The organism is Methanococcus aeolicus Nankai-3, from assembly GCF_000017185.1.
Taxonomy (GTDB): Archaea; AGJL01; Methanococci; order Methanococcales; family Methanococcaceae; genus Methanofervidicoccus; species Methanofervidicoccus aeolicus.
Genome location: NC_009635.1, coordinates 62,529 through 89,294, shown reverse-complemented (window position 1 = coordinate 89,294; position 26,766 = coordinate 62,529). Strand labels below are relative to the sequence as shown.

The following is a 26,766-nucleotide window of genomic DNA, read 5'->3' as shown; positions in this document are numbered from 1 at the left end:
TTGTTCTATTTTATTTATTCTATTTCTTCGCCATTTTTCATTTTTTCTTTGTATTCTTTTACTTTTTCGAATAACTGTTTTACAGTATCCTCATTACTTTTGGTAAATGAAAATGGTGATTCTGTAAATGGCTGAGCATATTGTGTCAAACCATCAAACCTATAAAATGTAGCATCACACTCCATAGCATCTATAACTCCGGGCAATACCACATCGGCGGAGGTCGTAGATGGCCCAGGGGCAATATCAATACATACCATGGGGATATCATTTATTTTTTTAACGCAATCTCTCGGCATATGGGCACCAAGATCAGCAGCCATTAAAAATATGGCATCTACTTCCCCATCTCTCAGCACATCTGTAGCCGTGAATTCTCCTGGGTTATATCTTGGATAACCTCTTGAAAAATCCAAACCATATGGATAACCATACATATATGAAGCAATCTGGTTAAATCCATTTACATTACAGTGCCCTCTAAGAGCTCCAATATTACATTTTGTATATTTGTTTATTTCATTTGTCAATCTTAAAACCATTTCAATATTCCTGTGGCTACCTTTTGATGCTGGAAGCCCCAATCCGCCATAAATCATTACATATTTTGATTCTTTTATGAGTTCTATGGCTGCTTCCATCTGTTCTATTGTAATACCAGTGATTTCCTCCACACTTGGATGTGGTTTTTTTCCTCTTAACACTATCAACAGTGCCGAGAATAACTCATAATCACTATTTGGTTTTAATTGGAAATGCACATCAGCCAATTTTGCCGTATCTGTTACCCTTGGATCGGCAACAACCATTTTTCTATCTTTCATACCCCTTTCAGTAAAGTATCCTCTGGCAAATCCAGAGTATCTACTTATCTGTCTTGGGTGAGAGTGCATTGGATTACAGCCCCAATATATTAGTAAATCTGCCCTATTTTTAACTTCACCTGCTGTACAAGTAGGTAGCCCAGCCTCTTGCACACCCATTAATGTTGGACCGTGTCATATTGTTGAATTTGAATCTGCTATTCCTCCCAAATATTCTGCCATATGCAATCCTACAATTTGTGCCTCTGAGGAGGTTTCAGCACCAAGGAACAATAAAGGTCTTTTAGCCTTAGCCAAAACCTTAGCAGCTTCGTCTATTGCCTTTTCCCATTCTACTTCTTCAAAGTCTTTATCTTTTTTAATTAATGGTTTTCTTAATCTGTGGGAACTTACAACTTCCATGAATTTAGGAGCTCCCTCTTTACATACATTTTCTGTCTCTATCGTATTGTTTTCTTTATCGTAGATTACTACGATATCATCACATCCCATACCACATACGGGACAGTTGATATCCCTATATACTTTTTTCATTATCTCACCAATACATACTTTTTATCATCTGTTCTGCATCGATTATATTTCCTTTTTCAATCGGTTCAACAAATACACTATTTCCTTTATACAGGGGAGAACCACACGAATCAGTATGGGAACCAGTAATTGCGTTAGCCCATATAGACCTTGGCATAAATATAGTTCCTTTATGCAATCCATCGTCTGAAACTGCCTTTACAGCTACTTCGGATTTTTTATCATTACTTATTATTTTTACATATGTCGGAGCTCCAAGTATTCTGTAATCTTCTGGATGAATATGGCAGACAGCACATTCTTCAACATATTCTTTTGTGTATTTTTCACCGCCTTTAATAATGGCCCCTTGCTCCACAGTACTTCCAGTGTTTAAAAGAGCTTCCATGCCTCCTTTGTAGTGGTATTCTTTGAAGGTCGTATATTTTGAAGGGTCTGCAAGCCCAATGTTATTTTCTTCGGAAACATACAAAATTCCTTTTGGTTTTGGCACAATTGCTATATCTCCTTTGAATTTAAGGAATTTACCGTTGATTTTTGTGCCGTCTTTTAAAACTATATCTTTTTCTACTCCGATTTGCTCGAAACCAGGGGCAAAACCCCTAATATTTCCGCAAACCACCAATGTTCCTTTTGTCATTTCAACTCCTACGGTTCTTGTGACATTTCCATTTATTACAATAAGTCCCCCGTTTTGTCTTATTCCACAAAACTCATCAACATCACCATTAATTGTAATGGTTCCCCCTTTTAATCCAGTTGCAACATTTTTTCCTGCATTTCCATTTATGGTTATTGTTCCGCCAGTCATTCCTTCCCAGCTACCCCTATATGCACAGCCAATATAGTCTCCTGCATTTCCATTTATGGTTATGCTTCCTCCTTTCATTTCCATTCCAGTCCATGAGCCTGCATTTCCATTTATGGTTATGCTTCCTCCCTTCATTGATGAACCAATTCTTATTCCAGTATTTCCATTAATTGTAATGGTTCCACCGGTCATTTCAGTTCCTATATATTTTATTCTATCGACATCTCCATTAATTATTATATTAATTTCGTTGATATCTTTGGGAGCTCCCCCCCTTCCATCTGCTTTATCTTTTTCATTATTTTCAATTTTTACATCAAAGAAATCTGAAAGTGGTAATTTAATAGGGCCTTGCCATACCTCTAATGATTTAATTTCGTCTATGGTTTTACCTGCAAAATAATCGGGAGAAATAACATCTGCCTCAATTGATATGTCTGGTTTTTTGGTTGGAGTTAATATTATATCCATATTATTCACCTATATTTACAGCTTCTGGATTTGTAAGATATTTATTCGTTGTAGGATAGTTTTTTAGCCTAAGTGAGTAGTATTTCTTAAACCAAGATTCTATGTCCTTAAATACATCTTGATATACCTGTTCATCAGGCAACGACACATTACAAAATCTTGTTGTTCCATTTGAAGCATCTACAATTTTATCTCCTTTGGATACAATTACACCGCCTTTTATGGTATATTCTGTGCATGAGAATTTATTTACAATGCCATCATAATCATTTACATCAAGTGTATTTGGATTTATGTCATATATTGCAATATCTGCATCGGCTCCAACTCCAAGATGTCCTTTTTTATGTGCAAGTCCAACACATTTTGCGGCTGTTGCCCTTGTAACTGTGGCTATATCATATAATGACATTTCCCTATCCATTCCCGGAAGGTCTGTTCTATCTGATGCCCATTTATGGACTTCATTTAATGTGTTTTCCCTTCCTTTTTTAGACATTAACCAAGCTATAATTTTGGGATAATGAACAAAACAACCACCATTTGGACTATCTGTTGTCATTATAACTTTCCATGGGTCATCTATACCCAATATTAATTCCAATCCCATTGCCCATTGGGTTGCATGAACTCCATTTTTCTTTTTATAATTCATGGGCGCAATACCAGAACCACATTCTAATTCTACATCACAGTTTGTCCATTTTCCTCCTGTTAATGCCCCTAATCCATATATTGACGGACCATCCCCAGTCATACAAATAGTTTGACCAAATACTACACAGCCACTATCAATAATGGCATGTTTTGATTTATTTACATAGTCAATGATTCCTTTTGTTCCAGATTCAAAATCCTTCCACGAAGTTCCCCCAAATGCATTGAATTGAACATGTGTCATATATATGCTTTGATTTCTTTCCCATTCTATTTTTGTTTTTTCCAATTCAATTTCATTATTTTTACTATCCAAATTAACCATATTCTTTTTTGAATTATGCTTCTTTGAAGTTACCCCCACATTTTTTGGAATTTCTAATGAATCTCTTGTTATTTCCCAGTTTCCGGGGTGTCCAAGATTGTTGGCATGAAGATGCATTGACATTGGGCAACCCAATATTTCATTAACTTCACAAAGTCCTTCAATTACTTCCCTTGGGGTTACTTCAAAATGAATATTTGCTTCGTCTAGAGAGCTCACATCCATACCCCAACCCCAGTTTTCTACTCCTGCAGGATTTACACATTTAATACCATATGCTTTATGGGTGTTTAACATCCAACCAACATAAGCTGCTGCTTTATCGATGTCCCCTTCTTTTAAATATTTCATTACAAACCAGTTGTTTCCAAGTAATAGGTAGCCCGCTTTGTCAACTATTGGAATGTGGTATAGCTCTTCGTGGGTATGTCTGGCCAACATTGGAGGTATGGCTGGTTCAAAAAGTGAAGTATATCCCATAGAGGCATATTTATATCCTATAATATATGACGATGGAACGATATTTCCACTACCACAATGAGTATTTTCTGTTTTACTTATTGGGGTATCATATTGGAGCTCCGGGCACATCATTCTTCCAGTGGTTACTTTTGCCCCTGCAATATGTGTGTGAGAATCTACGCCCCCCGGCATTATGGTTTTATTGGTCGCATCTATTATTTTTGCTTTCTTTTTTTCGCCCGGGGAAAGCGATTGAACGATTTTTCCATTTTTTACAAATATATCCATTTTTTCCCCGTCTATTTTATTTAATGGGTCAAAAACGAATCCATTCTTTATAATAAGGTTCATAACATCACCTACACGATATACCAATACATATTAATTTATATTAACATATACCGATATAAAAATACACATAATTCAAATCATATAATTTATTAAATAATACAACTAATTAATTCACCCATTTGCACAATTTACGCATATATTATCCTTACTTTTCTTAACAAAAGGTTCTTTACAAATTTCACATAATATTACTTTCTTTTTGGATTTTGTAGGCACATCGATATCCACAAATTCATATGAATAAACAGAATCTCCTGCATCTATTAGTATTGGAATAATTTCCTCATGGGGAATTCTTTCTAAATTCATATACCATGCATGAAGTCGAGGATAGTTAATAGTTTTAGTTGGGTCCAATATTATTCGAACCCCTTTTGTATTTTCTCCTTCTTCTTTTTGCTTCATATTTACCGTAATTGCCATCTTTCCGGTGTTATTTACTTTTAATTTACCATTGCCGATTGTACATTTTCCCAAAGCCTGAAAAGCGTCTGGAAGACATGCATAAGTTTCGCTGGTGGCATAGATAATATCTCCATTATCTGTGTCAAAATCCAGTAGTTTTTTGGCAATATTGAACATATATACGCCTATAAGTGCCCCAGAACTTAGATAAGTATGAAAATCTACAACCTTTTCAACTTGTTTTTTCAATTCTGGATTTTGCAATTTACTATATATTGCTTCATAATCCATAGGACCACCAAATTATTACCGCCATTAAATGGACAACAGTAGTGGGAGTATTTTATTTTATAGAGTTATATAATTAATACAATATAATTACATTTAAAATATATTGTAATATATTATAATTAATATTGTTGCCATATATATAAATTTCTACTTAACACTAAGAACCATAACTATATATATGACTTCAAATAATACAGAAGTAGCCACTCTTTTAATTCATTAATTACAATTGGGCCCATTCGCCCAAAAATTAGTGAATAACCACGATGATATGAGTGGGCATGGCTACACTATTAAAACCAATAATAAAATGGTAATAATGGTGTAGGTATCCGGATAAAATATCTTTTTTAAAAAATGAAGGAGGTCATTATTATGGCAGTATATGTAAAATTTGATGTTCCACAAGAAATGGAAGAAAAAACAGCAGAAGTGCTCTCAAAAAGCGAAAAAGTTAAAAAAGGAGCAAACGAAGTAACAAAAGCAGTAGAAAGAGGAACTGCAAAATTAGTAGTTTTAGCAAAAGATGTTCAACCAGAAGAAATTGTTGCGCACATACCTATAATCTGTGAAGAAAAAGGTATCCCATACACATACATAGCAACAAAAGAAGATTTAGGTAAAGCTATTGGATTAGAAGTTTCAACAGCAGCAGTAGCAATTATCGCAGAAAAAGATGCAAATGCTTTAAAAGACTTAGTAGAAAAAATAAACGGTTTAAAGGCATAATTAGGTGATTGAATGTCTGATGACATGATTTATAAAGAAGCAATAGCCGCAGAAGTTCTTCAAGTAACAGGAAGAACTGGTGTGACTGGGGAAATTTTCCAAGTAAGATGTAAAATCTTAGGAGGAAAAGACACAGGAAGAATATTGACAAGAAATATAAAAGGTCCTATCAAAGTAGGAGACATTATTATGCTCAGAGAAACCGAAAGAGAAGCGAAAGCTCTCGGAAGGAGAAGATAGGTGAGATTAGATGGAATGGAAAACCTGCAATTTTTGTGGAAAAAGCATAGAACCAGGAACTGGTAAAAAGTTCGTAAAAAAAGATGGTTCAGTTATGTTTATTTGTTCCTCAAAATGTGAGAAAAACTATAAATTAAAGAGAGTCGCAAGAAAATTAAGATGGACTCCAATTTATTACAATAATAAACATAGTAATAAAAAATAAAATTGAATAATAAATAATTATTCTTTTTTATAGCTTTATTTTTATATTTTTAATTAAAATTTGTTCTTTTTCATGATTATTTTATATGTGGTAATATTTATACATAAAAATATATAAATAATATTATAATAAATTAAATGTGGCATTATATACAATATAATAATGAAAATCTAAAAATGAAAAAAAATAAATAATTTAAATTATTTTTTAATTAACTTTACAACTTCTACAACTTTTTTACCTAAATTTCTTGCCGTACTTATACCAAATTCATCATTTTCGCAATCATTTGAAGCACCGCCTACACCAGTTCCCCCATAATGTGCTGATGGTTCGCTATCCCCTACTACAATCATAGAATGTATAAACATAAAATCATGTATCTGTCTTATTGTTGTTTCCTGCCCTCCATTTCTAGAAGCCCCTACAGATATTGCTCCACCAACTTTATTTTTTAATTTAAATCCTTTTCTTGAAGGTCTTGACCTATCAATTAACATTTTTGTTTGGGCTGAAACTCCACCAAAATATACGGGAGAGCCTATTATTATTCCATCTGCCCCCTCTATTTTTTTCCATACATCATTTAAATCGTCCATTATTATACATTCATCTTCTTCTTTACATACATTACATGCAATACATGGATTTAACTCCAAACCTGATAAACTTATAAATTCAACTTCTTCCCCTTCTTCTTTTGCAGCGTTCAACGCTTCATTAACCAAAAAAGAAGAATTTCCTTCCGCTCTTGGAGAGCCACATATTCCTACTATTTTCATCATATCACCTGTATTATTATGTTTGTTCATATGGTGTGCCCGGGAGCTCCTTTAATTATATATCATAACTCCCTATGAACACGCCGTAAAATTATATATTATATATAATTTCCATTTTTATTTATTCTTTTTATTATTTATTTGTTTTAATTATATATTGAATTTATTTTTACAGTTGCCGTTATTGGTAGGAGCTCCTTGGAATCCATTATCTCTACACAGGCACCATACCCAACAACCTCCAACTGAATTTTTGCAATTACATATTCTGTTTCTTCATTATAAGGTAATTTTTCCTTTTGAGTTACTATTTTTAAGCTCTTTATTTGGGCAATAACTCCTTCTGTTCCTGGGATAGTATCTTCTTTTGGCATTTCAGTTAAAAATACAAAATCCCCAATATCTAGTGAAGAAGTAATGGCGATAATATTTGTAAAATTCTTTAAGTTAAATGTATATAAATGATTATTAACAAGTTTGGAAATTCCCTCAGGGGCGATTCCCGTTAAAACTACAACTTTCATCCATTATCACCATAATACATATAGAAAGTATATATTTCATAAATAAATTTACATATACATTGGATTTTCAACCTTTTGTTTAGATAATAATTTCATCTGCTCTTCTGCAAGTTTTTTCAATTTTTCTTTTATTGCTTTATCTTCTTTTAATAAATCCTCTGTATTCACATCTAAATTATATATCTCGTTTAAAATAGTAATAAGATTAGATGCTCCCTTTGGGTCAGGTCTTAATCCATTAGTTTCTGCCATTAAACATACAGAAGGTATATCTTTATCCCCACACCTTACTGTAATAATTCCTGCTAAGCCTCCTGCCATTCCAAAATCAAGAATTTCTATATTTTCATGCTCCATGGATTTTAACATATTTTCAGATGCAGAAACCATATAAGTCTTTTTAGGATTTAATGAAGTTATCCCATCTAAATTAATTAATATCTTTGGATTTTTTGTCCCTATATAATTCATTATTTCGTCGGCCAATTCATAGACTGATTTTTGAGGTATCAAAACTTCAGAATAAATTACTATCATATTTTCATTGGCATATACTCTTATTGGAGGGTATAATATCCCCTCTTCCACAGCCATAATTGGAGGGACTTCGGGGGAGTCAAAATATCCCACAAAATCGAGATTTAAATCTTTGGCAATTTTATGTGCCGCTATATTTCCTACAAGCCCCATACCAGGAAAACCAGTAATTACGATTGGTTCTTTAAAATCCATTTCTTTTTTAGGAATATATTTCATAAGATACCACCTCATGCGTTTACATAATCTATTTATGCATAGTAAATCGACAGACTTTTGACATTTTATTAGACTGTTAAAGGTAGGTTAATTATGAGGATATATGTCAAAAAGCCCATTGTATGCATAGAGATATTTAGAACCCCTAAAAGACATCTTGGTTTGGCTAATCTTTGATTAGCCTAATTTAATTGTCGATTCACTTAGGCTTATTTATTAATCTTTATTAATTTTTATTCCTCAATTTTTTAATGATTTCCACCATACCATTAATTGTGTATTTTTTAGGAATTATTGAATTATATTCCTCCCCATATGAATCAACTGTTTTTTTAGTTATTTCCCCAATAGAAACAATGTAATGATTTTTTAATAACTCCCTAAGTTCAGAATCTGCATTTTTAAAGAAATTTTTTGCCGTTAAACCACTTGTGAAAGTCAAAATTATTTTATTATTTTTTAATTCTTCATATTTTATTATTTCTTTTAAGTCTTTTAATTTTTGAGCTATATTTGAAGGTTCTTCTGAACAATACACAAATTCCAAATCAGCATTTAAATTTTTATGTAATATATCTCTTGCCGATGGTGTGGTTGGTATTAATATTTTATCCTGTTCGTTTATATGCTTTTTTAATTCCTCCAATAGTCGTTCCGCAGTGTATTTTTTAGGAATAATATCTGCACCCCTGCCGAATAGTTTTTTAACCTCTTTTTCGGTTTCTACCCCAATTACTCCTATTTTTTTATTGGCCAGGTCAAAATTTTTAATGTTATTTTTATTTTTATATAATCCCATTACACCCCTGGGACTTGTAAATACTATCCAATTATATTTTTTTAAATCGGTGTCTATTTTTTTAAATCGGAGCTCCAAGGTTGGAATAAGAATTGGTTCAAAATCATCATCTAATAAATTGGCAAATTGAAGCCCTGTTTCAGTAGGTCGTGTGATAATTACCTTCATTATATCCTCTATTTTATATCTATATAGTTTTTAAATTTACTTCTCTTAAATAAGAACTTATTCTTTCTAATTCATTCTCTAACTCTACAACTTTCTCAAAATCCATTTTAACTTCTTCGGAAGGGTTGGTTTCCAAAAATAGTTGGAGCTCCCCTACATTACGAACATTGTATTTTTTATATAATGCATCTAATTCCTGTTTTATTTCATCAATTTCCTCTTCAAACACTTTTTTCATAGAATTTACTATTACTCCATCATCTACGCCATATATTTTTGCAGAGTTCATAATATCGCCGTTATAGATATCAATTTTTAGATATCAATTTTTTATAATGTTTAGCACTTTCCTTTGGATTATTGTGCTCGTATATTCCCCTTCCAACAATAACATAATCATTATCGCCCAATATTTCCAATACCTTATCCAAATCTCCGCCCTGTGCCCCTACCCCAGGGGATATGATTGGAATATCTCCAACAATTTCTTTTATTTCTTTTAATCGTTCGGGTCTAGTAGATGGTGCAACCACCCCATCAACGGATAATTCTTTTGCCATTTTTGCAAGGTCATCGGCAACAGGTTGCAAAAATTCAACAGCACTTAGGTGAGACATCTCTGTAACCATTATTACTTTTTTGGGAGCTCCCTTATTACCATATTCTTCTGCAACTTTTTGAATTGCCATAACACTATCTTTTCCAACAAATCCTTGACAAATTATGGCGTCGGCATATTTTAAAGTTGTTTTTGCAATTTTTTCATTTGTGGCAGGTATATCTGCAACTTTAAAATCACATACTACCTCCTTATTTGTTTTATTTTTTATTTCTTTTACTATCTCTATGCCAGTGCTAAGCACAAGCGGATATCCTATTTTAATTATATCTACGAAATCCTTAGTTTCCTCAGCTATTTTTAAAGCTTCATTTTTACTCATTACATCTAAGGCAAGCATTAGTTTCATATTATCCCTCCAATATTAATTTAATACGATTATAATAACAATATACATATATATTATATTGTTCTTTTTATATAATATATGCTATTAATATATAGAGGTGTGTTCAGAAACGCTCATCACCATAATAACATATATATCGGTGTTATGTGTATGTACGAGTTTTGTAATCAACCGGTTTAAACGATTATAAACAAATGAAAAAATTCCTTTGGAATTTTACTTTTTGAGCACACAAAAAAAAGATTCTTGATTTATTTGGCCAATATTTTCAACTCATATGTGGAATGTTATGAAACTTTAAGGACGAACTTTTCTCAATCGACAATAATCTTCGGTATATTGATATTTTTATATCTTCGGTGGAAAAATGAACATTTATTTAAAATTTATTTATTCGATAATTATCACAATAATACTTGCATACATAATAAAAAAAAGAGGATATTTAGACAATAGTGGTATTTTAGTATCTTCACTAATGTCATTTATAATCCTTATTGGTGCCAACATATATTGGCTAATACTAATGGTATTGTTTTTAGTTTTTGGAAGTATTGTTAGCAAAATTGGATATGCTAAAAAACATAGTATGGGGATGGGAGAATCCAGAAGAACCATAAAAAATGTGCTCGCAAATGGCCTAATTGCTGTTTTAGTTGTATTATTAAACATGTTTGGTGTTATTGAATATATTGTTGCGTTGGTAGGGTATATTGGTGCTATTGCGGCGGCTACTTCCGATACTTTTTCGTCCGAAATTGGAATATTATCCAATGAAACACCAAGATTAATTACAACTTTTAAAAAGGTAAAAAATGGCGAAGATGGTGGTATTACTATAAAAGGAACAATTGCAGGGTTGATGGGTTCTTTATTGATTGGAGTTATGGCAGGTATTATGTTTAATAACATTAATCTAATATGGATAGCCACAATATCAGGAATGGTAGGAAATATAGTGGATAGTTTAATGGGTGCATTATTTGAGCGAAAAGGAATTATAAATAATGAAATTGTTAATTTCACTTGCACGATTGCTGGATGTATATGTGCTGTCCTTTTGTATGGACTTATTTAATAACATATATTATGTGTTCGGAAAATCAAATTCTGAATGTTAGACTAATTAAAGATACTCTATATATTATAATAATATAATAATATCAATAAAAAATAATTAACCGTGATTAAATGAAACCAGTAATTATATTAGTAAATCCAAAATATGGTGGCAATGTTGGAGCAATATCTCGTTGCATGATGAATTTTGGAGTAAATGAATTAAAAATAGTGGGAAATAATTCAATAATAGATAAAGAAGCGGAAATTAGGGCAGTTCATTCAAAAAAAATATTGAATAATGCAAAATTTTATGGTACATTGCAGGAAGCTCTGGAAGATATTGATTTTGCTGTGGGCACTTCTGGTGCAGTCTCAGGAGATAAAAATATAAAAAGAATACCGATAACACCAAAAGAATTGGCGGAAAAGCATAAAACTATAGATGGAAGATTAGGGCTTGTATTTGGTCGGGAAGACTATGGATTATATAATGATGAACTAGAATTATGTGATTTATTTGTATCAATCCCTACTTCTGAGGATTATCCTATAATGAATTTATCTCATGCCGTTTCCATCATACTTTATGAAATATATAATTCATCTCTTGAAAAATCATACAATATAAATACTAATAAAGCTTCAAAAATAGAAAAAACTGTGTTATTAAATTTATTTGGTGAATTTGTAAATAAAAATGATACCATTCCAGAATATAGAAAAGAATTATGCAAAACCATATTTAAACGGTTAATAAGCAGAGCATTTATAAGTGGAAAAGAGGCCCATACATTAATGGGGGCTTTTAAACATGTCAAAAAATAAAACTATAATAAAAAATAAAAAAATAATTATTCAATAACTTCTGTATTTTTTCTCATAACTTTTGAAAATGCTATTGTTCCAACTGGACCGGCCACCAATATAAATAAAGCCACAGTTTCAGCAAATGAAACTCCCAGTTTAGATATTACTATTAAAAATGTAGCTATTATTATTGCCATTAATCCTTCGCCAATTAGGACATTTGATGTATTTTTATGAAAGCATAATTTTAATGAGGATAGGGCCCCCACCAATAAAGCAAACATGACAAAATATAAAACATATATATTCATAATATCGCCCAATAATTAGATAATACATTAGATATAAAATTATACATATAATAAATAAAATATACTATATATAATTTAGGTAATGGAACTTAAATATTTAACTGCCCAAACTATAAAAATAATAGAACCCAACAACATGGCAAACCATACCCACATACTTACAATATAATATATTTTAAATAATTTTTCCATATTTTTTGGATTATCCATCATTTTTTTAATTGGGTCTGTTCCCCTATATTTCTTTCTTCTTTTCATCATATTATAATCCCATTCTAAATAAATAGTTGGTGGTGGTAGGGAGCTCCCTTCTTAAAATCCTTAATTCTGGTTTATATATGTACATTATTTTGTTTTCTTCAAATAAATTTATATCTTTATTTAATATTTTAGATATTATTTTTACTTCCTCTATGCCACTTATTATTACAGTTCCATCGCCAAGAGAGGCATCAACTTCCAAAGGTATGGGTATTTTTAAATTTTCAGAAGCATTTAATTCTTTTATTAAATTTAATTCTCTTTTTTTAATTCTATGTCTTTTACCGCCAATTATTACAAATGGCTTGTCCTCATTTAATAATTCATGTAATTTTTTTCTTTTAAAATTAGTGTTTAATCCATGTAAAAATCCTTTTATGGTTTTATCATCCATATTATCCCAAAAAATAACAAGTTTATTGTGGGAGCTCCACATATAATAAATAAAAAAACATAAAATATAGTTAATCTTCAATATATCTGTCCCTTATCTATCCTATCGTAAAAATTCCTCTGGAATTTTGAGGTCGTAAAAATCGCTTTGCGATTTTGAGACGGTTTAGTGAAAAAGACCGAAGATTGACTATATAATAAAATATATTAATATTAATTATTCTCCATGAAGTATAATTAAATTACCAATTATATCTCCTTTTTTAACAATTCCATCTTTAATTGCTATAAATATTGCATGTTCAACTATTCTTTTTGAGTCAAACGGCATGGGAATTTCTTCTCCGACCGATAATGTATGTCCCAATTGATGTTTGGCATATGCTGAGATAAATAATATATTATTGGGGTGTATTTCTATTTTATTTACTGCAACCTTTTTAATTTCACCAGCTTTTACTTCAACGGCTTCACTAGCAATTATTGGTTCTTTTTTCCCTTGAACATCTATTATTATTTTTCCAGGATATTTTTTTTCTTTTAGGGCTTCTTCGATTTTCTCGATTCGACCTGATACTTTAAACATAGGATCTCACCACATATATAAAATTATAGATTATTGGAAATGATGGTGTGCTCAAAATTTATGGAGGAGGAGATTTTATTACTATAAAGACCATATCCTGAACGCACCATATATTGGGAGCTAGAAAGCACCATACTTATTTAAGCTTCTTCTCTTGCATCAATTCTTGCTTTGATTAATTTTAATCTAAAGAAGTTTTCTCTTTCCATTTCATCTAGTCTCATTCCAATGTATTTTTGCATCTCTGCCATTCTTGGAATTACAACATATTCAAGAGCATTTACCCTTCTTTTTGTGGTGATAATTTCTTCAGCTAACAATTTTATTGAAGTTTCAATTTCAGCAAGCTCCATAATTAATTCCAAAGCTTCCTCAAATTCTTTTGCAGCCTCATCAAGTTTTGAAGATACTCCATAAGGACCATAACCCCTATCGGCCATGGTTCTTTTTACATTTTCAATTTCAAGTACAGGTACAGTAACCCCCATAATATTTCTTGTATCCAAATCCAATACTATATTATCATTTTTGGATGCATATGATATCTCTTGAACAGAAAGGGTTCCCATTACAGCCTGAGCCATTATTAAATCTTTGTATGCCTTTTCAAGGGCATTATTTACTTTATCTCTAATTCCAGAAGCTTGGTCTAAAATCTCAAAAAACTCCATAATAAGGGCGTCTCTCTTTTGTTTTAACAATTTATGCCCTTTTTGAGCAAGTTTAATTTTGGTTTTGAGTTTTAGGAGCTCCATCCTTGTAGGGTTTATATCTGCCATTGTATCCCTCTAAATATAATGCGATAATTATACATAATAATACTTAATTACAACATTTACATAAAATCCAATATAATCCATTCGAAAACTTTTTGCACTTATGGACAGTTGAATATCTATTAGTAAAACGGTTCTAGTAAGATACTTACAGTTATTTTTACCAGTTGATTAACACACTTTCCGAATAGAGTATAACTAATACCTTACCACACATTAATAATTTATTAATATATAGGTTTTAGTTTATTAATCACTTTTGAGATATGGTAAAAATCTTTGATTTTTACCCCGTATAAAGGACAATAATTGTCGATTTACTGTAAAATGTCATAATAAAAAAATAGAAGATAAAAAATATTTATTTTTATTTTTTATGGTTTGGATGGTATTTTTTAATAAGGTCTTCGGAAACTCTCTTTAATTCTTCTTCTGGAAGAATTGTTAATATGTCCCAAACTATGTCAAGGGTTTCTTCAATGCTTCTGTCCTCGTCTTTTCCTTGTTGAACAAATTTCTTTTCGAAAACATCAGCTAATTTTAAGTATGCTCTGTCTCTTTCAGACAATGATTCTTCCCCAACAACAGCAACCAAATCTCTTAATCCAATACCTTCTGCATATCCTGCATATACCTGACTAATAACTTTTGAGTGGTCGTCCCTTGTTTTTCCTTCTCCAACTCCATTACCTGCCAACCTTGACAATGATGGAAGAACATCAACAGGCGGGTAAATACCTTTTCTGTTTAATTCTCTTGAAAGAACTATCTGTCCTTCTGTAATATATCCAGTCAAATCAGGAATTGGGTGAGTAATATCGTCATGAGGCATTGTTAAAATTGGAATCTGTGTAACTGTTCCAGATTTACCTTTAACTCTTCCAGCTCTTTCATACAGCGTAGCAAGGTCTGTATACATGTATCCAGGGTATCCTCTTCTTCCTGGAACCTCGTTCCTTGCTGCTGCAATTTCCCTAAGAGCTTCACAGTAATTTGTAATATCTGTCATAATAACTAAAACATGCATTCCTTTTTCATAAGCAAGGTATTCTGCTGTTGTTAAAGCAATTCTTGGTGTAAGAATTCTTTCAATAGCTGGATCGTCTGCAAGGTTAATAAATACCACTGCATTTTCAAGAGCTCCTGTTCTTTTAAACTCGTTCATAAAGTAGTTTGATTCCTCTGCTGTAATTCCCATGGCTGCGAATACAACAGCAAATTGCTCATCACTACCTCTAACTTTTGCCTGTCTTGCTATTTGAGCAGCTAAGAGGTTGTGAGGAAGACCTGAACCTGAAAATATAGGTATTTTTTGACCCCTAACCAATGTATTTGTTCCATCTATTGTGGATATACCTGTTTGAACAAAATCATTTGGGCTTTGTCTTGATACTGGATTTAATGGGTATCCATTAATATCAATTTTATCTTCTGCTATAATGTCTGGACCGCCATCTAATGGTTTTCCTGCTCCGTTAAATATTCTACCAAGCATATCAGTGGATACTCCTAATTTAGCAGTTTCTCCAACAAATCTAATTTTTGTTTCGCTTGTGTTTAATGCAGTTGTTCCTTCAAACACCTGTACAACGGCAACATCTTCTCTTGCCTCTAAAACCTGTCCTGTTCTTTTTTCACCACTTGGGCAGGTGATACTTACGATTTCCCCGTATGCCACTCCTTTAATTCCTTCAACTACTATCAATGGACCAGCGATACTTGAAACTGATGTATATTCAATATTTTTTTCCAAAGAAGACATAATAACCCTCCTTATTTTTTATTTTTTGTATGATTTTAACATTTATAATATATAGGTAAAATATAATATTTTAAAAATTTAAAAATTAATTATAATAAATAATTAATTCATATAAATCTAATTATACTAAAGCGTCTAATTCTTTACTAATTTTTTCAACTATTGCAGGAGCTAATTTATTTAAGAACTCTTCTTCAGGAGTATATTTCATTTTCGCTACATCCTGTTTAACTGAAACTTTTGCAATATCTGCTGGGTCAGCTCCTTTTTCAACTGCCAATATAGCTTTACTGTAGAATGTCATAATTGTCTTTAACATTGTGTACTGTTTCATAGGAGAACAGTAGCTATCTATATCGCTGAAAGCATCTTGTTGTAAGAAATCCTCTCTGAGCATTCTTGATACTTCCAAAATAACTCTTTCTTTATCAGGAAGTGCATCGGGACCAACTAACTGAACAATTTCTTGTAATTCTGCTTCTTTTTGCAATAAGTTCATAGCTTCGTCTCTTATCTCTCTCCAATCTTCTGCTGTGTTTTCTTTCCACCAATCTTCTATATCGTCAAGATATAATGAATAACTTTGCAACCAGTTAATAGCTGGGAAATGTCTTCTTCTTGCGAGATTAGCATCTAATGCCCAGAACACCTTTACAATCCTTAATGTGTTTGATGTAACTGGCTCGGAGAAATCCCCTCCGGGTGGAGATACAGCACCTACAATACATACGAATCCTTGTTTTTCGTCATGCCCCATACATGCAACTCTTCCTGCTCTTTCGTAGAATTGAGCCAATCTTGAAGACAAGTAAGCTGGGTATCCTTCTTCCCCTGGCATTTCCTCCAATCTTCCTGAAATCTCTCTCATTGCCTCTGCCCATCTTGATGTGGAATCAGCAGTTAATAAAACACCGTATCCCATATCTCTGAAATATTCTGCAATGGTAATACCAGTATATACTGATGCTTCCCTAGCAGCCACAGGCATGTTTGATGTGTTAGCAATTAATACAGTTCTGTCCATTAATTTATTTCCTGTTTTAAGGTCATCAAGGTGCGGGAATTCTTCAATAACTTCCGTCATCTCGTTTCCTCTTTCTCCACATCCAATATATACAACAATATCAGCATCTGACCATTTTGCCAACTGGTGTTGTGTAACTGTTTTACCACTTCCGAATGGTCCTGGAATTGCAGATGCACCACCTTTTGCCAAACCAAAGAATGTATCTTCTAATCTTTGTCCTGTAACTAATGGAATTTCAGGAGGTAATTTTTCTTTGTATGGTCTTGGATTTCTAACAGGCCATTTTTGCATCATTATGATTTCTTTTTCTTCCCCGTTTTCTGTTTCTACTATTGCAATTGGTTCTACAACTGTGAAACTACCGGATTTTATTTCTTTAATTGTTCCGCTTATCCCATTTGGAATCATTATTTTATGAACAATTGATTTTGTTTCTGGAACAGTTCCAATGATGTCTCCTGCCTCAACTTTATCTCCAACATTTACAGTTGGTGTAAAGTCCCATTTTGCTTCTCGGGATATTGATGGAACGCTAACCCCTCTTGGGATGTAAATACTTTTTGTAGCATCTTCAATAGCTGTTAATGGTCTTTGAATACCATCATACATTGCCTTTAACATACCGGGTCCAAGCTCTGCGGATAATGGAGCTCCTGTCCCTTCAACTGGCTCCCCTGGAACAATACCTGCGGTTTCTTCATATACCTGAATAACTGCTTTATCTGATTCTAACTGGATAATTTCTCCTGTTAATCCTTCGTTCCCTACTTTAACAACTTCATACATTTGAGCTCCTTTCATTCCTTCGGCAACAACAACAGGACCTGCTATTTTTACAATTTTACCTGATACCATATTTTCACCTGTAATTTGATTATTTGAGTTCTACACCTACGGCTTTTCTTACAAGAGTTTTAACTGGGTCGTGTTCTCTAACTATTGCACCATTTTTGTCAGGGATTTCCACAATAAACTTTTTTAAGTTAGATATACTGTCTCTTATTTCTTCCCCTAGTCTTTCTGTGGTTATTATTAAACCAATGTCCGCTCTATTGTCAAGCTCTCTAATGGTGTTTAATGCATCTTCTGCATTTTTGACCTCATATACATCTTCAAGACCTGCCAATCTAAACCCCATTGTCATATCAAGGTCTCCAACAACAGCAATTTTCATAATATCACACTTTGGGTTTTATTATATGTGGGTTATCATTATTGAAGCATATATATGCATATATTCAATAATTCATGTCAATATTATGCATTCAATAATTCCCTAATTTGAGAAGAATTTAATCCTTCCATTTTTCCCTTTGTAATTATTTTTAAATTTTTTATCTCTTGCTCTTTTGAGATTATTAAACCAATTATTGGACCAACACCAAATGGCTGTCTAAGAGATAATTTTTTACCTACTTCTGAGAGATATTTATCAAGAGCATGTTCGAATATGAAAACACTATTTACTTTTTCATATTCTTCAAGTTTATCGGATATAATACTACCATATTTGGTGCCTTCAAGTGAGCTAATTACGCCTTCAATTGATTCAGCATCAGCTAATTCCTTTAATTTCCAAGGTGCAATTTCATATCCTGCATCCAATACATATGATAATACTGTTTCAGAAGGTAATCCATCTGCTTTTCCCTTCAATATTATCTTTAAGTTTTCAATGTCAATTATGGCACCAACAAACTCTTTGAATATATCTTCAACAGTTCCTTCAATTCCAACAGATTTCCAGAGATTTTCAAGAACATATTTATCTAATGATAATTCAAATGCTCCAAGTTTTTTTGTTTGCTCATATGTTGCTATTTCATTAGATAATATTTTCGAATACTCTGTTCCTTCTAATCCACTTACAACTTCCTCAACCGCCTTAGTTTCACACAATTCTCTTAATTTATTTTCGGAAATTGTCCCAAGGGGTATGATTAATTTTGAAGTCTCCTCTGCATTTAATCCAACATATTTAGCTCTTAAAAGAATTTTAATATTTTGAACATCAAATTTCTTTTCAAATAGCTTCAATATCTTTCTTGATTTTTCAGGAGACATATTTGCAAGAGCCCCATAAACATGGGCCAAGTGGGTATTCAGTGCTTTTTCAATAGACATCATATCGGAGCTATCTTTTATATATTCTCCATAGTCTGTATCTTCCAAAAATCCAATAAATTCCGACATTCCAGCGGATTCAATTAGTTCATTGAATTTTTGTTCATCCAACAATCTGGATTCCATACTTCTTACTCTTGCATTAACATAAGCAAATGGAGCTGTTTCCATTAAGTATTTTATTAAAAATATAATTATTACCAAAAATATGGCAATACCTGCCATTACCATCAATATTAGGAATATATTTGATGGCAATCCAGCAATTAATGCACCAATATCCATTATAATCACCTTCACTATATGCCATCAAATCCTTAGAACAATAATGATGCAACATTTGCCCTAATAGATTCCATATTTCTTTCAAATACTGATTCTAAACTATTATCACAGAATTTAGTTCCATCAGCTGTTTTTATTATGCAACCACCAATTATATTTGCGGGAGCTCCCTTCTTCAATATGATGACTTTTTTTACCTTGGATTCTAATTCTTTTTCAATAGCCCAAAGAGCTGAATCTTCAATTAATTCCATGTCTTGTTCGTTTAACACAACAACTAATTCGTTGCCATCCAAAGACATTACTCCTTCAATTATAAGCTTTAATAAAATATCTTTATAACTGTCTTTTTTAGGCAATTCTTTTAAATCTTCTTTTAATTTTTCAATTGCCATATTTATTAAATTTTCTCTTTCTTTAAGCATTTTTTTCTTGGAGTTTAATCTAGCCTCTGCTAAAATTCTATTGTATGTCGTTTCAGCTTCTTTATCTCCTCTTTTTAAAATGTCCTGCGTTTGTTCTTCCGCTTCAATTTTTGCCTTTTCCAATATTAAATCAGCTTCTTTCTGTGCTTCTGATTTAATTTTACTTGCTGTATTGTTGGCATCGTCCAATATTTTGGAAGTAATTTTATCTGCTCCCATGTTTTCCACCTTACAGTAAATATAATTAATTTAATAAGGATTAATCTAAAATCTAAAAAATATTGGTTAATTGATTAAATAATCATTAACCTACTTAAAACATAATTCCAAGCATAATTAATATTGCTATTAATAAACCGAAGATAGCGAATGTTTCCGGCATAACTGCTAAAACTAATCCTTTACCCATAGCATCTGGGTCTCTTGCTGTAGCCCCAATAGCTCCTGCTGCTGTGATACCTTGACCAATACCTGAAAGGCCTGCGAAACCAACAGCTAAACCAGCACCCAATGCTGCAATTGTAGCTACTCCATCTCCACTAAATACGCCAACCAATAAAAGGATAGATACCAACAAACCATAAATTGCCTGTGTCTCTGGAAGAACTGAGAAAACCATAGCTTTACCGAATATGCTGTCGTCTTCTGCAACTGCTCCAAGACCTGCTGATGATGCGATACCTTGACCAATTGCTGATAATCCAGCTAATCCTGTTGCCAATCCTGCACCAAGCATAGCCCATTCTGGTGCTGTTTTAAATACAAATAATATAAGAATTGCTACTAAGAATCCATAAAGACCTTGTGTTTGTGGCAATGCCTGGAATACAATTGCTGTTCCGAATTTTGAGGAATCTTCTGCAATTACTCCTGCACCACTTGCTCCTGTAATACCTGCTCCAATACCAGAGCCTAATCCTGCAATACCTACTGCCAAACCTGCCCCTATTGCTCCAAGTAATAATGGGTTTTCAAATACAACCATTTTTATCACCTTGTTAAAAAATGTATAGTTTGTTTTTATTTTATAGTATAGACATATTTATTAATATATTAGATAAATTATTCAGTAGTATAATCTCTTTTAGATTTAAATGGTTTGAATCTTTTACCGCCACCTTCATAGAACTGACCAAAGAACTCCACATAATGCAACCTAAGGGAGTGTATAAATGAACCTAATCCATTCATCACAAAGTTAAATGTATGTCCAACCAATAACATTACAACAGCAACTAAAACTCCAATTACTGGAATACTATCGTTTAAGAGGTTAGCCATAATATTTACTGCCATAGCAAGACCACCGGTAGCTAAACACAAAGCTAAAAGCCTTGCATATGATAATACATTACCTAAAAATCCGGTTATGTCCATAGCTCCAAGTCCTGCATCAAGAACTCCTCCATTCATAAATCCTTTAATCATACAGAGAAGAACTACAAGAAGTGTGGCACCAATTATTAAATTAGGCATTCCAATGGCCAAGCCTATCACAAGAGCCAATATTAAGAATATCCATATTCCTTGGTCAAAAAATGCATTTTTAAATCTATTTTTAATATTTTCTTTGAATCCCGCCAATAATCCAATAAATAAATGAATAATACCAACTATTACCGAGAATAATAATATGGCTATTGGCCCATTATTTACGGACATCATTCCTAAATCAATTAATGGTTTTGTTTCTCCAACATAAAAGCTACTTCCCAATGGATTTATTAGTGCCAATGGTGTGCTATATATATCAAAGTTAAGGAATTGAAGGGCAAAGTCTCCTAAGTATCCACCAGTCAATACTCCCGCAATCATTGTAAAAATACCTGCGAGAGTTAATATATATCCTAAATCATGAGCTCCTTCACTTGCTTTACCTAATCTTTTCCAAATAACAAGACCTGCAAGGGCCAATAAAAGACCATAAACTGCATCAGTTAGCATAATTCCGTAGAACATTAAAAATCCAGGAACTATCATCATTGTTGGATCTACTTCGTTGTATTTTGGAGGGGCAAACATTTGAGTTAGCATTTCAAAAGGTTTAACTGCTTTTGGGTTATCCAATAAAACAGGTATTTTTTCTTCTGGCTCATCAGGTTTATCTATTTCAACAACAGCATAACCTTCTGATGCGCTTTCAATTACTTCCTTTACATTCTTTGCATGTTTTACTGGAACCCATGCTTCAAATACATAAGTCCTATCGGAGCTCCCACATAATGCATATGCTTCTGCTCTTTCCTTTTCAATTTCAAGAACTTCATGCAATACCAATAAATCATCATACCATTTTTTAGACAAACTGTTAAGTTTATTTAATATATTGGTAGTTTCAGAATCAATACTGGATAATTCAGACTCAATTTTTGATATATTTTCTTTTGGAGTTCCTTCAACTCCCGATATATCAAATCTTTCAAAACCAGCTTTTCGGAGTTCCGCTCCAACTACATCTACATATTCTTTTAATGTAACCACAATAACGGGAACTTTTTCTTCGCCGTTTTCTGTTTTAAACGGATTTCCTTTAACAATTTCAACATAATCATTTGTTATATTGGATAAACCAGATTCAAGCCCGGATACATTTTCTTTTGAAACTAATCCTGAAATTATGTAGGCATATTCGCCTTCTCCAAGACAGCTTAAATCCATATCAAAATCAGATAAATAATTTAATTGCTTTTTTAACACTTCTAAACTGCTTTTCTTAGTCTCCAATTCATTTAATTTATTGGACGGAGCATTCACATCTCTTTCTACATCAGATAGTATTTTTTCAGCATGTGCTATTAACTCATTAGTAGATGCAAAATTAACTTTCTTTTTTTCAGGGGTGATTGGATTAAGTAGTGCCGAAATTCCCTTTTTTTCGTCTTCTTTTACGCCATCAAATAAATCAAGTGTTCTTCCTACTTTTATCATTAAAGAGGAAACATCCCTTCCATAGGAAGCTGGAGACGAGTGAGATAAAATTGCAGACCATTCAGAGCCTTCGAGTTTAGGTGCTAAATCACATAATTCGGCATATCCATTTTCGTGAAGTCCTCTTACAACGGAATCCATCTTTTCATCTAAAACCACCGCCCTAATTTTGTTCATTCTTGCGGGTTTCACTAAAACCACCTTTTATACTACATATTTAGAATTCTACTATATCATCCAATACAATGGATAATATTTTTACTTTCCCGAGGGATATCATTTCTTTTATTTTATTTTCTTCTGTTGTTATGATATTTTCTGCTTCTGTTTTAGCTTTACTTTCTATTTCTTTTATTTTATTTTCAACTATTTCTTCAGCTTCAGCTATAGCATCAGCTATGATTTTTTTACCATCAACTATTGCATTCATTTTTATTTCTTCCGCCTCTTTTTTAGCGGATTCTACTACTTCTACTGCCTTATTTTCGGCAGATTTTATTTCCCTAATAGCTTCTATTGCAACCACAGGATTACCTCCATAAATTGTTAAACCATTCTTTAATCTATATTATATATATAATTTTCTTTTTATTTCAATTATAATGAATAATCATTATAGATTAAAGAAAATGATAGATAATGAAATTTAAATATAATAGTTATAATATATTATTTATATTATTTATTGTATGTTCAAGAACAGTTTATATTATTATAATATTTAACAATTATTAATAAATATATATTATCAAATAATAAAATAGAACCACCAATTATCGTAAATCGACGGGCAGTTTCACAAACTCTATTTATTTAACTTATTACAGTTAATCACTATTTAGAACATATGAGGAGGCAGTTAATTGTCGATTCACATGCACTGACCAAATAATGAATATACCTCATATTTTATAAATATTTATCTATAAATATTTTGAATGAGTATATATTGTAGAAGGTATGGCAGATATTGCTGTGCATGTTTCAAGCGAAATTCCTTTTTCAGTTATATCTAAGTGGAGCTCCCCAGATTTCAATATATTTTTAGGAAGTCCATGTCTTCCAAGTCCAACATATATTCCACAAGATTTTTTTAATAAACTTTGTGCTACCTCTTTTGGAGATATGGCTTTTTTTGGCTCTGGTTTAGATGTTGTTATTATGGGAACTCCAAATTGTGGTTGGTATTTATCTACTATCATAAATCTATTTTTTTCAATCAATTCATTTAAATATTTGCCAGAACTTCCAATTGTAGTTTCTATTGAAGTTATATCCTCCCTTTTACAGGGGAAATTCATTATAGCTAAATTACATTCAAATGCATAACAAATGGAGGCAGCCCTTGCTATTGCCCGTTTATGTGCCTCATGCCATTTATTTTTATCATATGAATTATATAATATCATAGTCATTCTTTTCAAATTTTTCATAGATTCACCCAATTGTTATATTATGTCAGATATTATTGTGGTAGCTTCGGAATTTTTATAATATGATAAAAAAATTGTGAAATAATTTTTTAACACTACAACGAAATAATCCCACGCCATACAGTATAACAGCATATACCGAAAAATATATATACTTCTTTCTATTAACTGGTTATAGTTATGTTAGTTATATAATAATTATAATATAGATATAATATTGTATTAACTATGGTATTATTATGAGCTCGTGGTCTAGTTGGCTATGATACCGCCTTGACTCGGCAGTGATCGGGAGTTCAAATCTCTCCGAGCTCACCATTTATATTTATATATGAGTATTACATATAGAGACATGCTATTTTTAATGTGTATTTATAAATATTCATTAGCTATTTATAACGATTAAAATATAAATTAAAGTGTGATATTATGCAAAAAAGTGAAGGATTTAGAAGTGGAACGAGATATAAGCTCAAAAAACACCCAAGAGCAAAAGGATTATACCCAATTACAAGAGCTTTAAAACAGTTCGAAAATGGGCAAACAGTGCATGTAATTCTTGATCCATCAGTGCAAAAAGGAATGCCTCACCCAAAATTCCATGGAAAAACTGGAAAAATTATCGGACAGAGAGGAAGTTCATTTATTGTTGAAGTTAAAGATGGACATGCAACAAAAGAGATAATTGCAAGACCACAACATCTTAGAGAATGTAAAAACTAAATGATGAAACACATTAAAATTAATTTATCTTAATTTTTTTATTTTGTTTAATTTATTAATACGAATAAACAATTATTAATTTAACATTAAATTAATTAGATTGACATATTGTTTATTTTAATTATCGCTATATTATTTTAACTATATTTTTATTTTAGGATGAAATTATGATTGGAAATGAGTTAATATCTCAAAAATACATTACACTATCAAGTGCAGAAGAACTTATGTCTAATAAATCAAGTGATGATGAATTATCCTATGAAAATGGATGTGCATTAGATTATCTTCAAAGATTTGCAAAACTAAATGCCGAAGATGTAGAAAAGCTCACTGAGGAGTTAAAAAAGCTTGAATTGGACGAAAAAACCATAGTAAAGATAATAGACATACTCCCAGAAGATAACGAAGATTTAAAATTAATATTCTATAAATCCGATATTCCAAAATGCTCGGAAGATATATTGGATTTATGTGCTAAATTTAGATAATATTATTGAATATGATTAAATACCATAATTACATACTATTTTTTTATTATATTTTTACAATTTACAATTATATTGTGTTCAAAAAAGTCAAATTCTAAAGTCGAATCCCACATGAATTTGTTAAGCTAATCATAGATTAGCTAAACCAAAGGTTGGGCCAATAAAATTTGCCAAACACAACAGGTTAAGCAATTAAAAATTACCAAATCACAAAAAGTAGTAAAAACCGAAGTTATTACCTAAGTTTTTACCAAATTTGTTCATACTGAGGGCGTGAAAGATTAGTATATTTAAAATTTAGTATATTTGAACTATTCGGCATACAGGAATTTGTTATTATGGGATATTATCTCTACAAAGAGTTCTCGAACGGACTATATTTTAAGAAAATTACACTATTCAGTATTATAAAATAAATATTCCACTTTAATAAATTTAAATGGTGTCATTATGAAAAAAACCAACTATGGACATAAAAAGGATAAAAAACGAAAATTTGAAGATTATGCCTATATTTTGGATTATCTCGAATATGGGTATTCAGACGATATAAGGCCGGCACACCAAAAAAAACCATTGGCACAGGCATTTGGAGAAAAACAATTTGTATTAATGGAATTAATATTAAAAGATGATTGTCCAGTTGAATTGGCAGAAAGAGTTTATATTGGGAAAGATAAAAGAGATAAAGTAGATTTCGTAGCAAAAATGATAAAATACGAAGAATTAACTCCAACGGCAAAAACAGAATTATTTTATGTCATCAAAGAAGCAGTTAAAAGAAATGAGAATAGATTTGTAGAATTTATTAATAATTGCGGACCGATAACAAACAGAATGCATATGCTACAATTACTCCCTGGAATAGGTAAAACAGTAATGTGGAAAATAATTGAAGAAAGGGAGCTCCGACCATTTAAAACATTTGAAGAAATAGAGGGGAGAGTTCATAGAAATGTAATGGATGCAATAGCAAGAAGAATAGAAGCCGAATTAAAAGAACCTCAAAAATATTATTTATTTGTAGAATGGAAAGAGCACCATTTGGATTACAATTAATAATATATAAC

General features: G+C 31.9%; 32 protein-coding genes and 1 tRNA gene. 9 read left to right on the top strand and 24 right to left on the bottom strand.

Translation table 11 applies throughout. From position 1 onward, the window contains the following. Nucleotides 1-14 precede the first annotated feature (14 nt). The 4 genes from MAEO_RS00430 to MAEO_RS00415 all read right to left on the bottom strand — a co-directional run bounded on the left by MAEO_RS00430 (nucleotide 15) and on the right by MAEO_RS00415 (nucleotide 5,131). On the bottom strand, nucleotides 15-1,358 hold the full coding sequence (locus MAEO_RS00430; RefSeq protein WP_011972809.1) for a formylmethanofuran dehydrogenase subunit B: 1,344 nt from the start codon (nucleotides 1,356-1,358) through the stop codon (nucleotides 15-17). Between the two features lie 4 nt (nucleotides 1,359-1,362). Continuing rightward, nucleotides 1,363-2,640 carry a formylmethanofuran dehydrogenase subunit C gene (locus tag MAEO_RS00425; protein WP_011972808.1) on the bottom strand — a complete coding sequence of 426 codons (1,278 nt, stop codon included), beginning with the start codon at nucleotides 2,638-2,640 and terminating at the stop codon, nucleotides 1,363-1,365. A 1-nt stretch (nucleotide 2,641) separates the two neighbouring features. Then, a complete protein-coding gene (locus MAEO_RS00420; protein ID WP_011972807.1) occupies nucleotides 2,642-4,435 on the bottom strand; it encodes a formylmethanofuran dehydrogenase subunit A in 1,794 nt (597 codons plus the stop codon). A gap of 111 nt (nucleotides 4,436-4,546) precedes the next feature. Continuing rightward, entirely contained in the window at nucleotides 4,547-5,131 is a 585-nt protein-coding gene (locus MAEO_RS00415) for an FmdE family protein (RefSeq protein ID WP_011972806.1), read from the bottom strand. A gap of 375 nt (nucleotides 5,132-5,506) precedes the next feature. Between MAEO_RS00415 and rpl7ae the strand changes: the two genes are divergently transcribed. Genes rpl7ae through MAEO_RS00400 form a run of 3 tightly spaced genes read left to right on the top strand, consistent with a single transcriptional unit; the run spans nucleotide 5,507 to nucleotide 6,305 of the window. Next, the gene (gene rpl7ae / locus MAEO_RS00410) at nucleotides 5,507-5,860 is read left to right on the top strand and encodes a 50S ribosomal protein L7Ae (RefSeq protein ID WP_011972805.1); all 354 of its coding nucleotides are present in this window, start codon (nucleotides 5,507-5,509) and stop codon (nucleotides 5,858-5,860) included. Between the two features lie 12 nt (nucleotides 5,861-5,872). Beyond that, nucleotides 5,873-6,100, top strand: coding sequence for a 30S ribosomal protein S28e (locus MAEO_RS00405; protein ID WP_011972804.1), 228 nt, complete (start codon nucleotides 5,873-5,875; stop codon nucleotides 6,098-6,100). 10 nt (nucleotides 6,101-6,110) lie between these two features. Continuing rightward, complete coding sequence (locus MAEO_RS00400) at nucleotides 6,111-6,305, top strand: 50S ribosomal protein L24e (protein WP_011972803.1); 195 nt, start codon at nucleotides 6,111-6,113, stop codon at nucleotides 6,303-6,305. A gap of 200 nt (nucleotides 6,306-6,505) precedes the next feature. Here MAEO_RS00400 and MAEO_RS00395 read toward each other — a convergent pair whose 3' ends face one another. The 6 genes from MAEO_RS00395 to pyrF form a co-directional block, all read right to left on the bottom strand. Continuing rightward, nucleotides 6,506-7,087, bottom strand: coding sequence for a flavodoxin family protein (locus MAEO_RS00395; protein ID WP_011972802.1), 582 nt, complete (start codon nucleotides 7,085-7,087; stop codon nucleotides 6,506-6,508). Between the two features lie 146 nt (nucleotides 7,088-7,233). Beyond that, entirely contained in the window at nucleotides 7,234-7,611 is a 378-nt protein-coding gene (locus MAEO_RS00390; protein WP_011972801.1) for a DUF473 domain-containing protein, read from the bottom strand. A gap of 48 nt (nucleotides 7,612-7,659) precedes the next feature. After that, entirely contained in the window at nucleotides 7,660-8,367 is a 708-nt protein-coding gene (locus tag MAEO_RS00385; protein WP_011972800.1) for a proteasome assembly chaperone family protein, read from the bottom strand. 226 nt (nucleotides 8,368-8,593) lie between these two features. After that, the gene (locus MAEO_RS00380; RefSeq protein WP_011972799.1) at nucleotides 8,594-9,334 is read right to left on the bottom strand and encodes a uroporphyrinogen-III synthase; all 741 of its coding nucleotides are present in this window, start codon (nucleotides 9,332-9,334) and stop codon (nucleotides 8,594-8,596) included. A 19-nt stretch (nucleotides 9,335-9,353) separates the two neighbouring features. Further along, nucleotides 9,354-9,623, bottom strand: coding sequence for a hypothetical protein (locus MAEO_RS00375; protein ID WP_011972798.1), 270 nt, complete (start codon nucleotides 9,621-9,623; stop codon nucleotides 9,354-9,356). Nucleotides 9,624-9,642: 19 nt separating this feature from the next. After that, a complete protein-coding gene (gene pyrF, locus MAEO_RS00370) occupies nucleotides 9,643-10,302 on the bottom strand; it encodes an orotidine-5'-phosphate decarboxylase (protein WP_011972797.1) in 660 nt (219 codons plus the stop codon). A gap of 367 nt (nucleotides 10,303-10,669) precedes the next feature. Between pyrF and MAEO_RS00365 the strand changes: the two genes are divergently transcribed. Together MAEO_RS00365 and MAEO_RS00360 are read left to right on the top strand one after the other, a co-directional pair. Continuing rightward, nucleotides 10,670-11,380 carry a TIGR00297 family protein gene (locus MAEO_RS00365; protein ID WP_011972796.1) on the top strand — a complete coding sequence of 237 codons (711 nt, stop codon included), beginning with the start codon at nucleotides 10,670-10,672 and terminating at the stop codon, nucleotides 11,378-11,380. A gap of 113 nt (nucleotides 11,381-11,493) precedes the next feature. Beyond that, nucleotides 11,494-12,189, top strand: coding sequence for an RNA methyltransferase (locus MAEO_RS00360; protein WP_011972795.1), 696 nt, complete (start codon nucleotides 11,494-11,496; stop codon nucleotides 12,187-12,189). A gap of 26 nt (nucleotides 12,190-12,215) precedes the next feature. On the opposite strand, the gene MAEO_RS00355 is transcribed toward MAEO_RS00360, so the two are convergent. From MAEO_RS00355 to MAEO_RS00290, 14 genes are all read right to left on the bottom strand, one after another. After that, nucleotides 12,216-12,482 (bottom strand): hypothetical protein, encoded by a 267-nt coding sequence (locus tag MAEO_RS00355; RefSeq protein ID WP_011972794.1) that lies wholly within the window; start codon nucleotides 12,480-12,482, stop codon nucleotides 12,216-12,218. Between the two features lie 75 nt (nucleotides 12,483-12,557). After that, nucleotides 12,558-12,743: a hypothetical protein gene (locus MAEO_RS00350; RefSeq protein WP_315972545.1), complete on the bottom strand. Its 186-nt coding sequence runs from the start codon at nucleotides 12,741-12,743 to the stop codon at nucleotides 12,558-12,560. 1 nt (nucleotide 12,744) lies between these two features. Further along, nucleotides 12,745-13,137, bottom strand: a complete 393-nt coding sequence (locus MAEO_RS00345) for a DUF61 family protein (RefSeq protein WP_011972793.1) — start codon at nucleotides 13,135-13,137, stop codon at nucleotides 12,745-12,747. 216 nt (nucleotides 13,138-13,353) lie between these two features. Continuing rightward, nucleotides 13,354-13,722, bottom strand: coding sequence for a DUF22 domain-containing protein (locus MAEO_RS00340; protein WP_011972792.1), 369 nt, complete (start codon nucleotides 13,720-13,722; stop codon nucleotides 13,354-13,356). Between the two features lie 140 nt (nucleotides 13,723-13,862). After that, a complete protein-coding gene (locus MAEO_RS00335) occupies nucleotides 13,863-14,501 on the bottom strand; it encodes a V-type ATP synthase subunit D (protein ID WP_011972791.1) in 639 nt (212 codons plus the stop codon). Between the two features lie 364 nt (nucleotides 14,502-14,865). Then, nucleotides 14,866-16,260 carry a V-type ATP synthase subunit B gene (locus MAEO_RS00330; protein WP_011972790.1) on the bottom strand — a complete coding sequence of 465 codons (1,395 nt, stop codon included), beginning with the start codon at nucleotides 16,258-16,260 and terminating at the stop codon, nucleotides 14,866-14,868. A gap of 121 nt (nucleotides 16,261-16,381) precedes the next feature. Continuing rightward, complete coding sequence (locus MAEO_RS00325; RefSeq protein WP_011972789.1) at nucleotides 16,382-18,142, bottom strand: ATP synthase subunit A; 1,761 nt, start codon at nucleotides 18,140-18,142, stop codon at nucleotides 16,382-16,384. 19 nt (nucleotides 18,143-18,161) lie between these two features. Further along, complete coding sequence (locus MAEO_RS00320) at nucleotides 18,162-18,461, bottom strand: V-type ATP synthase subunit F (protein WP_011972788.1); 300 nt, start codon at nucleotides 18,459-18,461, stop codon at nucleotides 18,162-18,164. Between the two features lie 83 nt (nucleotides 18,462-18,544). Further along, nucleotides 18,545-19,696, bottom strand: coding sequence for a V-type ATP synthase subunit C (locus tag MAEO_RS00315; RefSeq protein ID WP_011972787.1), 1,152 nt, complete (start codon nucleotides 19,694-19,696; stop codon nucleotides 18,545-18,547). A 32-nt stretch (nucleotides 19,697-19,728) separates the two neighbouring features. After that, nucleotides 19,729-20,340: a V-type ATP synthase subunit E gene (locus tag MAEO_RS00310; protein ID WP_011972786.1), complete on the bottom strand. Its 612-nt coding sequence runs from the start codon at nucleotides 20,338-20,340 to the stop codon at nucleotides 19,729-19,731. Between the two features lie 94 nt (nucleotides 20,341-20,434). After that, the gene (locus MAEO_RS00305; RefSeq protein ID WP_011972785.1) at nucleotides 20,435-21,106 is read right to left on the bottom strand and encodes an ATP synthase subunit K; all 672 of its coding nucleotides are present in this window, start codon (nucleotides 21,104-21,106) and stop codon (nucleotides 20,435-20,437) included. A gap of 77 nt (nucleotides 21,107-21,183) precedes the next feature. Next, a complete protein-coding gene (locus MAEO_RS00300; RefSeq protein WP_198002418.1) occupies nucleotides 21,184-23,241 on the bottom strand; it encodes a V-type ATP synthase subunit I in 2,058 nt (685 codons plus the stop codon). 25 nt (nucleotides 23,242-23,266) lie between these two features. Continuing rightward, nucleotides 23,267-23,575, bottom strand: a complete 309-nt coding sequence (gene ahaH / locus MAEO_RS00295) for an ATP synthase archaeal subunit H (RefSeq protein ID WP_011972783.1) — start codon at nucleotides 23,573-23,575, stop codon at nucleotides 23,267-23,269. 397 nt (nucleotides 23,576-23,972) lie between these two features. Then, entirely contained in the window at nucleotides 23,973-24,482 is a 510-nt protein-coding gene (locus MAEO_RS00290) for a DUF531 domain-containing protein (RefSeq protein WP_011972782.1), read from the bottom strand. 241 nt (nucleotides 24,483-24,723) lie between these two features. Here MAEO_RS00290 and MAEO_RS00285 point away from each other — a divergent pair. From MAEO_RS00285 to MAEO_RS00270, 4 genes are all read left to right on the top strand, one after another. Further along, nucleotides 24,724-24,800, top strand: a tRNA-Val gene (locus MAEO_RS00285). Between the two features lie 111 nt (nucleotides 24,801-24,911). Beyond that, the gene (locus MAEO_RS00280) at nucleotides 24,912-25,205 is read left to right on the top strand and encodes a 50S ribosomal protein L21e (RefSeq protein WP_011972781.1); all 294 of its coding nucleotides are present in this window, start codon (nucleotides 24,912-24,914) and stop codon (nucleotides 25,203-25,205) included. A 167-nt stretch (nucleotides 25,206-25,372) separates the two neighbouring features. Further along, nucleotides 25,373-25,696: an RNA polymerase Rpb4 family protein gene (locus tag MAEO_RS00275; RefSeq protein WP_011972780.1), complete on the top strand. Its 324-nt coding sequence runs from the start codon at nucleotides 25,373-25,375 to the stop codon at nucleotides 25,694-25,696. Between the two features lie 450 nt (nucleotides 25,697-26,146). Beyond that, nucleotides 26,147-26,755 (top strand): DUF655 domain-containing protein, encoded by a 609-nt coding sequence (locus MAEO_RS00270; protein WP_011972779.1) that lies wholly within the window; start codon nucleotides 26,147-26,149, stop codon nucleotides 26,753-26,755. The last annotated feature ends 11 nt before the right edge of the window (nucleotides 26,756-26,766 follow it).

Excerpts from the sequence above, each read along its gene's own strand:
- MAEO_RS00425 (WP_011972808.1), bottom strand. The coding sequence starts at position 2,640 with ATGGATATAATATTAACTCCAACCAAAAAACCAGACATATCAATTGAG.
- MAEO_RS00420 (WP_011972807.1), bottom strand. The coding sequence starts at position 4,435 with ATGAACCTTATTATAAAGAATGGATTCGTTTTTGACCCATTAAATAAA.
- MAEO_RS00415 (WP_011972806.1), bottom strand. The coding sequence starts at position 5,131 with ATGGATTATGAAGCAATATATAGTAAATTGCAAAATCCAGAATTGAAA.
- rpl7ae (WP_011972805.1), top strand. The coding sequence starts at position 5,507 with ATGGCAGTATATGTAAAATTTGATGTTCCACAAGAAATGGAAGAAAAA.
- MAEO_RS00405 (WP_011972804.1), top strand. The coding sequence starts at position 5,873 with ATGTCTGATGACATGATTTATAAAGAAGCAATAGCCGCAGAAGTTCTT.
- MAEO_RS00400 (WP_011972803.1), top strand. The coding sequence starts at position 6,111 with ATGGAATGGAAAACCTGCAATTTTTGTGGAAAAAGCATAGAACCAGGA.
- MAEO_RS00395 (WP_011972802.1), bottom strand. The coding sequence starts at position 7,087 with ATGAAAATAGTAGGAATATGTGGCTCTCCAAGAGCGGAAGGAAATTCT.
- MAEO_RS00390 (WP_011972801.1), bottom strand. The coding sequence starts at position 7,611 with ATGAAAGTTGTAGTTTTAACGGGAATCGCCCCTGAGGGAATTTCCAAA.
- MAEO_RS00385 (WP_011972800.1), bottom strand. The coding sequence starts at position 8,367 with ATGAAATATATTCCTAAAAAAGAAATGGATTTTAAAGAACCAATCGTA.
- MAEO_RS00380 (WP_011972799.1), bottom strand. The coding sequence starts at position 9,334 with ATGAAGGTAATTATCACACGACCTACTGAAACAGGGCTTCAATTTGCC.
- MAEO_RS00375 (WP_011972798.1), bottom strand. The coding sequence starts at position 9,623 with ATGAACTCTGCAAAAATATATGGCGTAGATGATGGAGTAATAGTAAAT.
- pyrF (WP_011972797.1), bottom strand. The coding sequence starts at position 10,302 with ATGAAACTAATGCTTGCCTTAGATGTAATGAGTAAAAATGAAGCTTTA.
- MAEO_RS00365 (WP_011972796.1), top strand. The coding sequence starts at position 10,670 with ATGAACATTTATTTAAAATTTATTTATTCGATAATTATCACAATAATA.
- MAEO_RS00360 (WP_011972795.1), top strand. The coding sequence starts at position 11,494 with ATGAAACCAGTAATTATATTAGTAAATCCAAAATATGGTGGCAATGTT.
- MAEO_RS00355 (WP_011972794.1), bottom strand. The coding sequence starts at position 12,482 with ATGAATATATATGTTTTATATTTTGTCATGTTTGCTTTATTGGTGGGG.
- MAEO_RS00350 (WP_315972545.1), bottom strand. The coding sequence starts at position 12,743 with ATGATGAAAAGAAGAAAGAAATATAGGGGAACAGACCCAATTAAAAAA.
- MAEO_RS00345 (WP_011972793.1), bottom strand. The coding sequence starts at position 13,137 with ATGGATGATAAAACCATAAAAGGATTTTTACATGGATTAAACACTAAT.
- MAEO_RS00340 (WP_011972792.1), bottom strand. The coding sequence starts at position 13,722 with ATGTTTAAAGTATCAGGTCGAATCGAGAAAATCGAAGAAGCCCTAAAA.
- MAEO_RS00335 (WP_011972791.1), bottom strand. The coding sequence starts at position 14,501 with ATGGCAGATATAAACCCTACAAGGATGGAGCTCCTAAAACTCAAAACC.
- MAEO_RS00330 (WP_011972790.1), bottom strand. The coding sequence starts at position 16,260 with ATGTCTTCTTTGGAAAAAAATATTGAATATACATCAGTTTCAAGTATC.
- MAEO_RS00325 (WP_011972789.1), bottom strand. The coding sequence starts at position 18,142 with ATGGTATCAGGTAAAATTGTAAAAATAGCAGGTCCTGTTGTTGTTGCC.
- MAEO_RS00320 (WP_011972788.1), bottom strand. The coding sequence starts at position 18,461 with ATGAAAATTGCTGTTGTTGGAGACCTTGATATGACAATGGGGTTTAGA.
- MAEO_RS00315 (WP_011972787.1), bottom strand. The coding sequence starts at position 19,696 with ATGGATATTGGTGCATTAATTGCTGGATTGCCATCAAATATATTCCTA.
- MAEO_RS00310 (WP_011972786.1), bottom strand. The coding sequence starts at position 20,340 with ATGGGAGCAGATAAAATTACTTCCAAAATATTGGACGATGCCAACAAT.
- MAEO_RS00305 (WP_011972785.1), bottom strand. The coding sequence starts at position 21,106 with ATGGTTGTATTTGAAAACCCATTATTACTTGGAGCAATAGGGGCAGGT.
- MAEO_RS00290 (WP_011972782.1), bottom strand. The coding sequence starts at position 24,482 with ATGAAAAATTTGAAAAGAATGACTATGATATTATATAATTCATATGAT.
- MAEO_RS00280 (WP_011972781.1), top strand. The coding sequence starts at position 24,912 with ATGCAAAAAAGTGAAGGATTTAGAAGTGGAACGAGATATAAGCTCAAA.
- MAEO_RS00275 (WP_011972780.1), top strand. The coding sequence starts at position 25,373 with ATGATTGGAAATGAGTTAATATCTCAAAAATACATTACACTATCAAGT.
- MAEO_RS00270 (WP_011972779.1), top strand. The coding sequence starts at position 26,147 with ATGAAAAAAACCAACTATGGACATAAAAAGGATAAAAAACGAAAATTT.